This is a genomic window from Novosphingobium sp. JCM 18896, assembly GCF_025938095.1.
Classification (GTDB): Bacteria; Pseudomonadota; Alphaproteobacteria; order Sphingomonadales; family Sphingomonadaceae; genus Novosphingobium.
Genome location: NZ_JAPCZF010000005.1, coordinates 202,003 through 215,156, shown reverse-complemented (window position 1 = coordinate 215,156; position 13,154 = coordinate 202,003). Strand labels below are relative to the sequence as shown.

The 13,154-nt window shown below is 66.8% G+C and carries 9 protein-coding genes; 4 read left to right on the top strand and 5 right to left on the bottom strand.

What is annotated here, in order from left to right; translation table 11 throughout:
- Nucleotides 1-52 precede the first annotated feature (52 nt).
- The gene (locus tag OLX23_RS18295; RefSeq protein ID WP_264446476.1) at nt 53-2,527 is read right to left on the bottom strand and encodes a TonB-dependent receptor; all 2,475 of its coding nucleotides are present in this window, start codon (nt 2,525-2,527) and stop codon (nt 53-55) included.
- A 144-nt stretch (nt 2,528-2,671) separates the two neighbouring features.
- On the opposite strand from OLX23_RS18295, the gene OLX23_RS18290 reads away from it, so the two are divergent.
- Nucleotides 2,672-3,679, top strand: a complete 1,008-nt coding sequence (locus OLX23_RS18290; protein WP_264446475.1) for an NADP-dependent oxidoreductase — start codon at nt 2,672-2,674, stop codon at nt 3,677-3,679.
- Nucleotides 3,680-3,821: 142 nt separating this feature from the next.
- Here the strand turns inward: OLX23_RS18290 and OLX23_RS18285 are convergent, their stop codons facing one another.
- Together OLX23_RS18285 and OLX23_RS18280 are read right to left on the bottom strand one after the other, a co-directional pair.
- Nucleotides 3,822-4,586 carry an SDR family NAD(P)-dependent oxidoreductase gene (locus OLX23_RS18285; RefSeq protein WP_264446474.1) on the bottom strand — a complete coding sequence of 255 codons (765 nt, stop codon included), beginning with the start codon at nt 4,584-4,586 and terminating at the stop codon, nt 3,822-3,824.
- 20 nt (nt 4,587-4,606) lie between these two features.
- Nucleotides 4,607-6,886 carry a TonB-dependent receptor gene (locus OLX23_RS18280; protein ID WP_264446473.1) on the bottom strand — a complete coding sequence of 760 codons (2,280 nt, stop codon included), beginning with the start codon at nt 6,884-6,886 and terminating at the stop codon, nt 4,607-4,609.
- 151 nt (nt 6,887-7,037) lie between these two features.
- Between OLX23_RS18280 and OLX23_RS18275 the strand changes: the two genes are divergently transcribed.
- Complete coding sequence (locus OLX23_RS18275; RefSeq protein WP_264446472.1) at nt 7,038-8,051, top strand: NADP-dependent oxidoreductase; 1,014 nt, start codon at nt 7,038-7,040, stop codon at nt 8,049-8,051.
- 237 nt (nt 8,052-8,288) lie between these two features.
- On the opposite strand, the gene OLX23_RS18270 is transcribed toward OLX23_RS18275, so the two are convergent.
- Nucleotides 8,289-9,047 (bottom strand): SDR family NAD(P)-dependent oxidoreductase, encoded by a 759-nt coding sequence (locus OLX23_RS18270; protein WP_264446471.1) that lies wholly within the window; start codon nt 9,045-9,047, stop codon nt 8,289-8,291.
- 139 nt (nt 9,048-9,186) lie between these two features.
- Here OLX23_RS18270 and OLX23_RS18265 point away from each other — a divergent pair, with 139 nt between their 5' ends.
- Nucleotides 9,187-9,987, top strand: coding sequence for an SDR family NAD(P)-dependent oxidoreductase (locus OLX23_RS18265; protein ID WP_264446470.1), 801 nt, complete (start codon nt 9,187-9,189; stop codon nt 9,985-9,987).
- Nucleotides 9,988-10,101: 114 nt separating this feature from the next.
- Here the strand turns inward: OLX23_RS18265 and OLX23_RS18260 are convergent, their stop codons facing one another.
- Nucleotides 10,102-11,721: an AMP-binding protein gene (locus OLX23_RS18260; protein ID WP_264446469.1), complete on the bottom strand. Its 1,620-nt coding sequence runs from the start codon at nt 11,719-11,721 to the stop codon at nt 10,102-10,104.
- Between the two features lie 149 nt (nt 11,722-11,870).
- Between OLX23_RS18260 and OLX23_RS18255 the strand changes: the two genes are divergently transcribed.
- Nucleotides 11,871-13,052, top strand: coding sequence for an aromatic ring-hydroxylating oxygenase subunit alpha (locus OLX23_RS18255; RefSeq protein ID WP_264446468.1), 1,182 nt, complete (start codon nt 11,871-11,873; stop codon nt 13,050-13,052).
- Nucleotides 13,053-13,154 lie beyond the last annotated feature (102 nt).

Below are 13,154 nucleotides of genomic sequence, written 5' to 3'. Positions count from 1 at the left end.
GAAAAGGGCGGAGCCGCAGCCCCGCCCTTCCCGTCTCGTCGCTGGCGAAACGTCAGAACCGCTTGGTCACCTGCACCCGCACCGTGCGCGGCAGGTTGGCGAAGCCGAGTTGGTCGGCCTTGGTGCCCACGGCCGTGCCCGTGCCCGTACCGGTCGAGGGGCCATCGACCACGCCGCTGACGTAGAAGGCATTGGTAAGGTTCTTGCCGACCAGCGCGATCTCCCAGTTGTCGTCCTCGGCGCCGATGCGGATACCGGCGTCGAGCGTGACGTACTTGTCCTGGCGCGAACGCGGATTGCCGAAGCCCGAGGCGAGGTAGGAGCCGCTGTAGCGGGCATCGACATTGATGCCGAACTTGAGCCCGTCACCCACCGGCGCGTCGTAGGCCACGCCGAGATTGCCCGTCCACTTGGGCGCGACCGAGAGCGCCGCGCCGGTCAGGTTCTGGTTCGAGAAGATGCCGCCGATCAAGGTGCAACCCTCGGCGATCGTCTGGCCGGCATAGCAGGGCGCATTGGGGAAATCGGTGTACTTGGCGTCGGTGTAGTTGAGCGAGCCGTGGAGATTGAGCCCGTCGACGCTGCGCGGTGCGTACTCGAATTCCATCTCGACGCCCTGGGTCTTGGCATCGGCGGTCAGCGTCTGGAACGCGAAGATCGGCGAGTTGAAGAAGTCCACCTGCAGGTCGAGGTACTTGTAGGTGAAGGCCGTCAGGTTCAGGCGCAGCTGATTGTCGGCCAGGGTGGTCTTGATCCCCGCCTCGAAACCGCGCGCGCGTTCGGGATCGAAGGTCAGGTCGGCCAGTGGATTGGTCGAGAACTTCGAGTTGATGCCGCCGTTCGAGAAGCCGCCCGACTTGTAGGCGGTCTTGAACGCGCCGTAGACCATGATGTCGTCGCTGGGCTTCCAGGTCAGCGTGACTTCGGGCGACCAGTTGTTGAAGGTCTGGTCGGCGGTGATCCGACCGAGCCCGTCGGGATCGTTTTCGGGACGGAAGATCGTGGTCACGCCCGGGTTGTTGTAGGGCTGCGTGAAGAAGCTGTCCTTGGTCTCGTGCGTGTAGCGCACGCCGCCGGCGAGCTCGAGCGTCGGGACGATCTTCCACGAGAGCTGGCCGAACACGGCGAAGGTCTCGCCCTTGGTGTAGCTGGTCTTGCGGGTGGCGACGTAGAGGTCGCTGGCCGGGGCGGCGCTGTTCCGCAGGCCGGCGAAGGCGATGTATTGGCCGAAGTCGCGCCGCGTCTTCTGATAGAGCGCGCCGATCATGCCATTGAACGGACCGTCGAGCGTGGTCTGCGCGCGCAGCTCCTGCGAGAAGGCCTTCCAGGTCGAATTCTCGGTGGCCCACTGGCCGGTATTGCTCGTCTGGAAGTCGCAGGCGCAGGCCCAGCGGTTGTTGTTGGTGTTGTAGTTGGTGACCGAGCTGATCGTCAGGCCGTCGAGCTCGTAGGCGATATTCCCGTTGAGCGCCCAGGAGCGATAGCGGTTGTAGAGCGAGCCGTCCTTCTCGGCATAGGGGAAGTTCGCGGCGATGTCGGCCGGCATGTTGTTCTGGTGGGTGACGAAGTCGCGCTCGCAGCGATAGCCGGTCAGCTGGCTGAGCCCGCTGGCCAGGCCGCAATCGAAGGCGACGTAGTTCCACGACGAGTTGTTGACCTTGTTGTAGTCGTAGGCCGCCTTGAGCGTCGCGGTCAGGCGATCGTTGGGCGTGAACTTCAAGGTCAGGCGCGCGAGCAGCTCGTCCTCGCCCGGCGATCGCGACGCGGCCGGGGTGGCGGTGTGACTGATCGGGTTGCCGTTGCCGCCCGCGAGCAGGCTCTGGATGTCGGCGGTGACATAGGTGCGGTTGACCGAGACGTTGCGGAAATAGCCGCCGTCCATCTTCGAGCCGCGCACCGCCAGGCGCACGCCGAAGGTGTCGGACAGCGGCCCCGAGGCGATGATCTCGCCCTGGTACTGGCGCGAGCGGAACTCGTAGCCGGCGCGGGCGATGAATTCGGGGTCGGAGCCGGGATCGTTGGTGGTCAGCGAGATCACGCCGGCCGTGGCGTTCTTGCCGAAGAACAGCGCCTGCGGTCCCTTGAGCACTTCGACCCGCTGGAGGTCGAAGAAGCCCTCCTGGATGATGCGGCCCTGGCCGTAATAGGCGCCGTCGACGACCACGGCGACCGACTGTTCGATGCCGATCGAGGTCGAGGACGAGCCGATGCCGCGCAGGGTCAGCTGCGCGCCCGAGCCGTTCGAAGCGCGGCCGACGGTGAGGTTCGGCGTGGCGGCGGCGATCTTCTCGATCGAGGTGATGTCGCGCTGGAGGATGATCTCCTCCGAGATCGCGGTCACCGCCACCGGCACGCTCTGCGCGGTCTCCTGGCGCTTGCGCGCGGTGACGACGATGTCGGACAGGCCGCCCTGCTCCTCGACCGCGCCACCGGCGGCCGGAGCAGCATCTTGAGCCAGAGCCGGCACGGCCGACAGCGATAGACCGAGAATGCTCGATGCGAGCAGGCCTGCCTTGGCAAGCGACATCCTGAAACCTCCCAATTATTTGACTTGAGAGCGGTTCTAGGCGCGCGCCGCCGCTTTGATTCCTCCCCAAAATACTAGGCCTATCCCTTTGGGCAGGTTCTCGCCGGACTTCGGCCCGGCAGGCCTTCTGGCGGGAGAACCGACATGACGACCAACCGTTTCTGGCAATTGGACCGCCACCCCGAAGGCAGCGATTTCGCCGCGGCGCTGAGCCTGCGCGAGGAGAGGCTGGGCCCGCTCGGCGAAGGCCAGGTGCGCATCCGCACCCTGTGGCTGTCGATGGACGCGGGCACGCGCATGTGGATGAGCCCGCGCACCGACGGCTATCAGCCGCCGCTGCCGCTGGGCTCGAAGATGATCGGCCTGTGCCTGGGCCGCGTGACCGAAAGCCGCGATCCGCGCTTCGCCGAGGGCGCGCTCGTCCGCGGCTTCGGCCAGTGGGCCGACTATGCCGACGTCGTGCCCGATCTCGCCGGGCTCGAAGCGCTCGACGAGACCGTCTCCGATCCGCGCCAGCATTTCGGCGCGCTGGGGATGAACGCCTGGACCGCCTATGTCGGGGTCAAGGAAGTGGCCTTGGTCAAGCCCGGCGAGTGGCTCGCGGTCTCGGCCGCGGCCGGCGCGACGGGCAGCATGGCCTGCCAGGTCGGGCGCAATCTCGGCGCGCGGGTGATCGGCATCGCCGGCGGCGCGGAGAAGTGCCGTTACCTGCGCGAGGAGATCGGCGTCGACCTGGCGATCGACTACCGCGGCGAGGACGTCGCCGCGGTGCTGGCGAGCGTCGAAGGCGGCGTGAACGCCTATTTCGACAATGTCGGCGGGCCGCTGCTCGACGCGATGCTGCCCAACATGGCGCATTACGGTCGCATTGCGATCTGCGGCCTCGTCGCGAGCTACGACGGCGACAGGCCGATGCCCGGCCCCGCGCGCTTCGACCAGATCCTGATGCGGCGTCTGCGGGTCGAGGGCTTCTTCATCCCCGACTTCCTGGAGCGCGGCGCCGAATTCCTGCCGCAGCTGCGCGCCTGGCATGACGCCGGCCGGCTGGCGGTGCGGCTCGACGAATTCGCGGGGATCGAGCGGACGCTCGACGCCTATGCCCACATGCTGAGCGGCGGGAACATCGGCAAGGTGGTGGTGAAGGTGGGATAGCTAGCCAATCCTCCCCGGCACGGGGAGGGGGACCGCGCGCGAAGCGCGGGGTGGAGGGGGCTCTCGGTCAGCGCGGCGCTTTTCGAGAGCCCCCTCCGTCAGCCCTGCGGGCTGCCACCTCCCCGTACCGGGGAGGATAAGATCACTGCGCCGACATTCCGCCGTCGACGATCATCTCGGTACCCGTGACGTAGCGCGATTCGTCCGAGGCGAGGAACAGGTTCATGTTCGCGATCTCGATCGGATCGCCCATGTAGCCCATCGGGATCAGCGCGACCGTGGCGTCGTAGTTGGCGGCGTTGTCCTCGGCGGCGACGCCCTGCATGTTGGTCATGATCATGCCGGGGTGGACCGAATTGCAGCGGATCCTGTCCTTCGCGCATTCGACCGCGATGACTTTCGAGAACAGCCGGACACCGCCCTTCGACGCAGCATAGGCACCGCAGGCGGGCACGCCGAACAGGCCGGCGACCGACGAGAGATTGATGATCGAGCCGCCATTGCCGGCCTTGCGCATCATGGCAACGGCGCGCTTGGTGCCGAGGAAGACGCTGGCCAGGTTGACCTCGTTCTGGAGATTCCACTCGGCCAGGGTCATCTCCTCGATCGGGCGCAGCACGGCGATGCCGGCATTGTTGACGAGCACGTCGAGCCGGCCGTGGGCGCCGTCGATGTCCTTCATCACGCGGTCCCAGTCGGCCTCGCTGGTCACGTCGTGCCCGGCCGAGCGGGCGCGGCCGCCCTTCTCGCGGATCGCCGCGGCGACCTTCTCGGCGCCCTCGGCGTCGCGGTCGGTCAGCCAGACGATCGCGCCCTCTTCCGCAAACCTTTGCGCCGTGGCGCTGCCGAGCCCCGGCACCGAAGCCGCCCCCGTAACCAGTGCAATCTTGTCCTTGAGGCGGCTCATGGTGTCTCCAATCGTGGGGTTTACATCTTCACGCCGAGCGTCACGCCGTAGGTGCGCGGCTCGCGGGCGGTGGCGAAGGACCAGAGGCCGCCGACGGTGAAACCGTGGGTCATGCCCCTGTCGTTGGCGAGGTTGCGGCCGAACACCGTCAGGTAGGCCTCGGTATCGTCGCCGATGGTGAAGCGCGCCGAGAGGCTGGCGTCGAGCAGGCCCTGCGGATCGGTGCGGACGCGCGGATCGTTGCCGGTGACCACGACCGGGCCGGTGGTGAGATTGCCGGTCAGCGTGTTGGTCGAGATCTGCTGGTCATAGCGGCCGATGTAGCGATAGCCGACATTGGCCACGACCTTGCCGAAGCTCGTCGGCACCTCGTAGTCGGCGGCGATCGAGGCCGTGACGTCGGGGTTGTAGATCAGGTCGTTGTTCGAGAAGTCGAAAGGAATGACCAGGCCGGTGACCGGCGAGATGCCGCCGACGACGAAACCCTTGAACTTGCTGTCGAGCAGACCGAGCGAACCGGTGATCCGCAGCCCTTCCGCGGGCCGCGCGGTGAAGTCGAGTTCGAGGCCCTTGATCGTCGCCGAACCGACGTTCGAGGTAACCGTCTCGTTCTGCGTCGCGCAGACGCCGCAGAACAGGGTCGTGTTCTGCTGGAGGTCCTTGTACTTCGAATAGAAGGCCGCGATGTTGAACTGCAGCTTGCGGTCGAACAGCTCGAACTTGCCGCCGACTTCGTAGGAATCGACGGTCTCGGGCTGGTAGGAGCGGCTGGCCGAGGCCGGCGAACCCGCGCGCGGGCTGAAGCCGCCCGAACGGAAGCCGCGCGACCACGAGGCATAGAGCATCATGTCGTCGTTCGGACGGAAGTCGATGCCGACCTTGGGCGTGAACTTCTTGAACGTGTCCGAACCCTGGCCGATCTGCACGCCGCCGAAGGCGTTGCGCAAGGTCTTGCGATCGCGCGTGAAGCGGCCGCCGAACGACAGGCGCCACTGATCGGCGAACTGCCAGTTGAAGTCGCCGAAGAAGGCATAGGACGTGGTCTTGCCGTTGACCTGCTGCGGGTTGGTGTCGAACACCTCGGGCGCGATCGCCGGGTTGAAGGCGAACAGGCGCGTCCACTGCTGGAGCTGGTACTTCGAGCGGAAGTAGTAGCCGCCGACGACGTAGTCGAAGCTGTCGCCGATCTTGCCCGCGGCGCGCAGCTCCTGGCTGAACTGGTCGTAGGTCTGCTGGCGCAGCACGTAGTAGAGATCGGCGGTCGAACCGTCGAAGTCCTGCGTCTGCGTCTCGGTCATCTTGCGATAGCCGGTGACCGAGGTCAGCTTCACCCCGCCGAGGTCGAGGTTCATCTCGCCCGTCACCGAGGGCGCCTTGTAGAGCGAGACGTTGGGCAGGCCGAACACCGTGTAGATGTCGGTGGTCTGGTTGCGGTTGCACTCGTTGGCCGGAATGAAGGTGCAGAACAGTTCGCCGGTCTTGGTGATCTCGGCGACCACCGGATCCATCTTCTGTTCTTGCTGCTCGACCGTGATCAGCGCGTCGAAATTGCCGCCCGGCGCCTTGAACAGCAGCGAGCCACCATAGTTCTCGTTGTTCGAGAAGCCGCGCGGCTTGCCGGTCTGCGCCTGCTTGTACCAGCCATCGGCCTCGTTGTGGAAATAGAAGACCTTGGCGGCCAAGGTATCGCCGGCCAGCGGCACGTTGATCACGGCGCGCGTCGCCAGGGTGTTGAACCGGCCGTAGGACGCCTCGATCTTGGCGCCGAATTCGCCGGTCGGGCGCGAGCGGCGGATGTTGATCACGCCGCCGATCGTGTTGCGGCCGAACAGCGTGCCCTGCGGTCCGCGCAGCACTTCGATCTGCTCGATGTCGAAGAAGTCGAAATACTGGCCGGTGCTGGTGCCGATGAAGATACCGTCGACGACGACGCCGACCGTGGGCTCCTGCGACTTCTCGATGTCGGCATAGGTCAGGCCGCGGATCGAGAGGTTGGCCGCGGCCGCGCCCGAATTCTGGTTGGTGATGATCAGGTTCGGCGCGGCGCCCATCAGGTCGCCCAAGTTGATCGCTGCCTTGTTCTCGATCATCGCCGCGTTGACCGCGGTGATCGCGATCGGCGTGTCCTGCAAGGTCTCGTCGCGGCGGCGCGCCGAGACGATGATCTCGTTGGGATCGACCGTGGCATCCGAGGCCTGCTCCTCGGCGACACCTTCGGCGAATGCGGGCGTCGCGAGTCCGACGAGCGCAGTTGTGGAAAGCGCTACAACGAGCGCGCAACGACGATATGCGAAGCGCATGAGTTCAGTCCCCCAATGGTCCACGGGACTTCCGCCCGCTGGTACGAACAGGGTATGCTACGATCGGCCGAGGGGGATTAACTGCCAAAAGAAATAGGTGCGTCTTTCCCATCGCCGCGCGAGGTCTAGCCGTCATTTACGGAGCGGCTTCATGACCGGGAATCGTCAATTCTTGCTAGTTCGGCGGCCACAGGGCGCGCCGGTCCCCGAAGATTTCCAACTGGTCGACACCCCGGTTCCGGTGCCGCCGCCCGGCGGCTTCGTCGTGCGCAACCGCTTCGCCTCGCTCGATCCCGCGCAGCGCGGCTGGATGGACGACGCCGAAAGCTACATGCCGCCGATCCCGCTCGGCGATCCGGTGCGCGCGACGACGGTGGGCACGGTCCACGCTTCGGACAACCCGGATTTCCGGCCCGGCCAATGGGTGCTCGGGGTCAACGCGCTCGAGGACTATTCGGTGGCCCTGCCCGGCGGCTTCACCATGCCGGTCGACGTCGATCTGGTCCCCTCGCCCTCGAACTTCCTGTCGGTGCTCGGCGCCGTGGGGCTCACCGCCTACTTCGGCCTGCTCGACATGGCCCAGCCGCAGCGGGGCGAGACGCTGCTGGTCTCAGGCGCGGCGGGTGCGGTCGGCTCGGTGGTCGGCCAGCTCGGCAAGATCGCCGGTTGCCGCGTGATCGGCATCGCCGGCGGCGCCGACAAGTGCCGCCGGCTGATCGAGGACTACCATTTCGACGTGGCGATCGACTACAAGGGCAAAACGGTCGCCGCGCTCTCGGCCGAGATCGCCGCGGCGGCGCCCAATGGCGCGAACATCGTCTTCGAGAACGTCGGCGGCGACGTGATGGACGCCGAACTGCTCAACCTGGCGCTCAATGCCCGCGTCGTGCTCTGCGGTCTGATCAGCGAATACAACGCGCCCGAGAAGATCGGCATTCGCAATCTCTGGGAAGTGATCGCGCGCCAGGCGACGATCCACGGCTTCCTCATCGCAGCCTATGTCGACCGCTTCGGCGAAGGCGCGGCGGCGATGGCGCAGTGGGTGGCCGAGGGCAAGCTGCGCATGGACGAGGACATCCAGGAAGGCCTGGAGAACGCCTACCCCGCCTTCATGCGCCTGTTCAGCGGAGCGAATACGGGGAAATTGGTGTTGAAGATCGGGTGACTACGGCTTTCCCGTTCGTAGGCGCAGGCCATCGGTCTCATTCTCCGTCGCCCCTGCGAAGGCAGGGGGCCAACTGACCGCGCCTCCAGGCACTTACCGTGGCAAGACGATAGCTTGGTTGGGCCCCTGCCTTCGCAGGGGCGACGTAACGTGAATTGGCGGGATCTCCATATAAACGAAAAAACGCGGCGGATCCGGAGGTCCGCCGCGCCAGGTGCGGAGTGGAACCAAAGTCGCCTAGAACTGCACGCGCTTGGTATAGCCGCCGTCGATGACGACGTTGGTTCCTGTGGTGTAGGATGACGCCGGGCTGGCGAGGAAGGCGATGGTCTTGGCCACTTCCTCGGGCCCGCCCCAGCGGCCGAGCGCGAACTGCGCTTCGGTCGCGGCATGAAGCTCGGGCGCGCCGGCCTTGATCGCTTCCCAATTGCCGCCGGCGAAGGTGATCGGCCCCGGCGAGACGGTGTTGACGCGGATGCCCTTGGGCCCGAGCTGCTGGCCGAGCTGGCTGGCATAGGTGATCAGCGCGCCCTTGAGCGCGTTGAACGCCTGCGGGACGATGAAGGTCTCGACGCCGGCCGTGCTCGACATGATGACGATCGCACCCTCGCCCGAGTCCGCCAGGAACGGCTCGAGCGTCTCGCAGCCGACGACCGTGCCCTTGACGTCGACGTTGTAGCAGGTGTCCCAGTCGCCGGTCGCGCCCGAGCCCGAGGCGCTGGCGCCGGCGACGAAGACGTCGCAGCCGCCCAGCTTCTCGGCCGCCGCCTTGAGCCAGGCGGCATAGGCGTCGAGGTCGCTCATATCGAAGGCCTCGCCGATCACCTTGCCGCCGTGGCGCGACAGCGCGGCGACGGTCTCGGCGACCTGCTCGGCATTGCGCGAGAAGAAGGCGACGTCGGCGCCTTCCTCGGCGAAGATCTCCAGCGCCGCACGGCCGATGCCGCGGCTGCCGCCGGTCAGGATGACCTTCTTGCCCTTCAGTCCGAGATCCATCGCGCGCTCCTCAACCCTATCGTTCTCGTCGAGCCGCCTTCTCGCCGCTCGGCCGCGCGTGGGCCACTGTATTTTTGGTCAGGATTGGCGAACCGCCGGCCGTGCTAGCCCGCTCGCGAAACGGCAAGGGAGCGATGCCATGGGACAGCTTGCGGGCAAGACCGCCGTGGTGCTCGGCGCCAGCAGCGAAGGCAACATGGGCCAGCACATCGCCCGGCGCTTCCTGGCCGAAGGTGCCAGGGTGCTCGTCGCGGGGCGCAAGGGGCGCGTGCTCGACGCCTTCGCGGCCGAGACGGGCTGCGCCTGGGCGACCTGCGACCTGACCGACCTGGCCAGCGTCGACGCACTCGCCGATACCGCGAACGCGGCGCTCGGCGGCATCGACATTGCCGTCAACGCGACCGGCTGGGGCCTGCTCAAGCCGTTCCTCGACACCACCCACGACGAGGTCATGGCAATGACCGCATTGCAGTTCGTCGGGCCGTTCCACTTCTACCAGGCGATGGTCCGCAAGATGGCCCGAAGCCGCGGCGGGCGCGGCGGATCGATCATCCAGATCTCTTCGGCAACGGCGACGATCATGCTCAACGACCACGCCGCCTACATGGGCACCAAGGCCGGCACCGATCACGTCATCCGCTGCGTCGCGCACGAGTTCGGGCACGAGGGCATTCGCGCCAACTCGATCTCGCCGGGGCTCACCGACACGCCGATGACCGCCGAGGCCAAGCAGGTCCCCGGCCTGTTCGACGCCTTCCTCGCCGGCTATCCGCTGGGCCGCATCGGCACTTCGGACGACATCGCCACGGCCGCCGTGTTCCTCGCGCGTGACGACTGCTTCATGACGGGTGAGAACCTGCAGGTGAACGGCGGCCTGACCTTGCGGCGCAATCCGACCAACGACGAGATCGCCGAGAAGGTGGCGGCAGCTTCCACCTAGGTTCTTCACCCTGCCCTCAACCCGTCGTCACCCCGGACTTGATCCGGGGTCCCGCTACCCTTCTGTGGACGCGACAAGCGGGATCCCGGGTCAAGCCCGGGATGACGAGCAGTGCTATGTTGCTGCCACCTTCGTCTTGATATCCGCCCGCAGCTGATCCTTGCGCACCTTGCCCGAAGCCGTGCGCGGGAAATCGTCGACCAGCTCGAACCGCTCGGGAATCTTCTGCTTGGCGAGACCGCTGGCGGCGACGTGCGCGGCCAGCGCAGCGGGCAGCGGCACCTCGCCTTCCCGCGCGATGACATAGGCGCAGACCCCCTCGCCCAGCCGCGTATGCGGCATGGCGACGACTGCAGCCTCGCGCACCATCGGGTGCAGGTGCAGCACGTCCTCGATCTCCTTGGCCGAGATGTTCTCGCCGCCGCGGATGATCAGGTCCTTCTTGCGCCCGGTAATCGTCAGCGCGCCATCGGCCTCGCGCACGCCGAGGTCGCCGGTGCGGAAATAGCCGTCGGCGGTGATCGCCTCGCGCGTCTGGCTTTCGTCGGCATAGCCGAGCAGCATGCCCGGCCCGCGCGCGAGGATCTCGCCCTCGGCGCCGTCGGGCAGATCGCGGTCGTCGGCATCGACGATGCGCACGCGGTAGTCGACGATCTTGCCGTCGGTGGTCGCGGCCCGATGCTCGTCGCGCGGCCAGCCGAAGGTCACCAGCGGCACTTCGGACGATCCGAACACGCGGAAGGCGCGGCAGTTTTCGAAAGCCGCATTCGCCGCCGGGATCAGGTCCGAGGGCACGGCCGCCCCGCCGCAGGCGAAGTAGCGGAACGAGGGCAGCCGGTTGCCGCTGGCGCGCGCCGCGGCGGCGAGCTCGACCAGGAACGGCGTCGCCGCGGTCGTGCCGACGCAAGCGTGGCGATCGATCAGCGCCATCGCCGCCTGCGCGTCCCAGCTTTCCATCAACACGGTCCGCGTGCCGCAGACCAAGGGCGCCTCGAGCCCATTGGCATAGCCCGAGATGTGCGTGACCGGCGAGGGCATCAAGGTCACCTCGCCAGCCGTGACGCCCCAGGCGCGCGTCGACTCGGCGAGGATGCGCTGGAGCGTGACGTGGCTGTGCAGCACGCCCTTGGGCCGGCCGGTGGTGCCCGAGGTGTAGAGCACCAGCTTGACCCCGAGCGGATCGACCCTGGGCCGCGCGAAGGCCTTGCCCCGCCCTTCGGCGATCAGCGCCGCGAGATCGTCGTCGCCCGCACCGCGCACGGTGAAGACGTGCGCGAGATCGGGCAGCGCGGCCTGCACCCGCCCGGCCATCGAAGCGAAATCGTAGCCGCGGAACGAGGCCGCGACGAAGAAAGCCCGCGCGCCGCAGTCGCCGAGCATCTGCGTGACCTCGTGGTCGCGGTAGATCGTCACGATCGGATTGATCACCAGGCCCGACAGCGCCGCCGCGAGATTGATCACCGCCGCCTCGCGCCAGTTGGGCACCTGGAAGGCGATCACCTCGCCAGGCCGCAGCCCGCGTGCGTGCAGCGCAACGCTCAAGGCTTCGGCATCGGCGAGCAGTTGCGCGCGCGTCAGCACGTCTTCGCCTTCGACGAAGGCGACGAAGTCGGGCTCGGCTCCGGCCAGCGCATAGGCCTGGTCGGCGATCGTGCGCTCGTCCCACAGGCCCTGGCCGGCGAATTCGCGCTGGTGCGGCGCGGGCGTTTCGAGCCAGCGCCAGGGCGGTATCATCCTCTCATCCATAGCCCAGACCTGCCCTTCCCCCTGCCCGCGGCCAACTGGCGAAAAGGCCAAGCCGAGCCCGCGTCACCTGTTACCTCTCGCAGCTTGTCGCCCTCCGGCGGCTTTGCTCAATTCGGGTCCGAAAGACCATACGGGAGATGAGAGTGGACCGCGCCCAGAAGCTTGGCGACGTCGCCGAAATCATGCTCGACTATGTCGAGAACAAGAAGACCTTCCAGACCGACAAGCCGATGACGGTCCCGACGCGCTCCTATACCGACAGCGACCAGTGGCGCGCCGAGATGGAGCTGGTGTTCAAGCGCGTGCCCTTGATGCTGGCCTTCACCGCCGAGCTGCCCGAGCCCGGCGACTACAAGACGATGGACGCGGTCGGCCTGCCCGTGCTGATCAACCGCGCCAAGGACGGAAAGGCGCGTGCCTTCCTCAACGTCTGCTCGCACCGCGGCGCGCCAGTCGCCGAGGGCAAGGGCAACTGCGCGCGCTTCACCTGCAAGTACCACGCCTGGACCTATGGCCAGGACGGCAAGCTGCTGGGCATTTCCGAGGCGAGCACTTTCGGCGAGATCGACAAGGCTGCGCGCGGCCTGCGCGAGTTGCCCTGCGAGGAGCGCGCGGGCATGATCTTCGTCTGCCTGACACCCAACGCGCCGATCGATCTCGATCGCTATTTCCAGGGCTTCCTCGAGGATTTCGAAGCGCTCGACTTCGCCAACTGGTCCTACCTCGGCTCGCGCGAGATCATCGGCGCCAACTGGAAGATCGCCTTCGACGGATACCTCGAAGGCTATCACTTCGCCTCGCTGCACCCCGAGACGATCCATCCGCGCACGCCGTCGAACTGCACGCACTACGAAGGCTTCGGCCCCAACATCCGCATCGGCTTCCCGCAACGGCGCATCGCCGAGGCGCTGAGCGACGTGCCGCGCGACCAGTGGGGCGCGCAGGAAAACAACGGCTACGACTTCGTGCGGATCTTCTTCCCCAACGTGTCGATCTTCATCGCGCCCGAGATCACCCAGATCGCCCAGCTGTTCCCCGGGCCGACGCCCGACCGCAACCGCACCGTGCTCAACTACCTGCGCCGCGAAGCGCCGCGCGACGAGGCCGATCGCGAGAGCCTGGAAGGCATGATCGAGTTCTTCCGCGACGTGACCTACAACGAGGACTACGTGATCGGGCTGGAGATCCAGAAGGGCCTCGAGAGCGGCGCGCACGACGACCTCACCTTCGGCCGCAACGAGCGCGGCAACCAGTACTTCCACGAGTGGCTGAACTGGTACCTCGAGGACGATTCGACGCTGCCCGAGCCGACGATGTGAGGGGGGCGGCGCGGCCACCCTCACCGCTGCGACTAATTTCGCTTCGCTCAATAAGTCTCGCTCCTCTCCCGCCAGCGGGAGAGGGTTTGACTAGCTCTTACC

Excerpts from the sequence above, each read along its gene's own strand:
- OLX23_RS18255 (WP_264446468.1), top strand. The coding sequence starts at position 11,871 with ATGAGAGTGGACCGCGCCCAGAAGCTTGGCGACGTCGCCGAAATCATG.
- OLX23_RS18260 (WP_264446469.1), bottom strand. The coding sequence starts at position 11,721 with ATGATACCGCCCTGGCGCTGGCTCGAAACGCCCGCGCCGCACCAGCGC.
- OLX23_RS18295 (WP_264446476.1), bottom strand. The coding sequence starts at position 2,527 with ATGTCGCTTGCCAAGGCAGGCCTGCTCGCATCGAGCATTCTCGGTCTA.
- OLX23_RS18285 (WP_264446474.1), bottom strand. The coding sequence starts at position 4,586 with ATGAGCCGCCTCAAGGACAAGATTGCACTGGTTACGGGGGCGGCTTCG.
- OLX23_RS18280 (WP_264446473.1), bottom strand. The coding sequence starts at position 6,886 with ATGCGCTTCGCATATCGTCGTTGCGCGCTCGTTGTAGCGCTTTCCACA.
- OLX23_RS18270 (WP_264446471.1), bottom strand. The coding sequence starts at position 9,047 with ATGGATCTCGGACTGAAGGGCAAGAAGGTCATCCTGACCGGCGGCAGC.
- OLX23_RS18290 (WP_264446475.1), top strand. The coding sequence starts at position 2,672 with ATGACGACCAACCGTTTCTGGCAATTGGACCGCCACCCCGAAGGCAGC.
- OLX23_RS18275 (WP_264446472.1), top strand. The coding sequence starts at position 7,038 with ATGACCGGGAATCGTCAATTCTTGCTAGTTCGGCGGCCACAGGGCGCG.
- OLX23_RS18265 (WP_264446470.1), top strand. The coding sequence starts at position 9,187 with ATGGGACAGCTTGCGGGCAAGACCGCCGTGGTGCTCGGCGCCAGCAGC.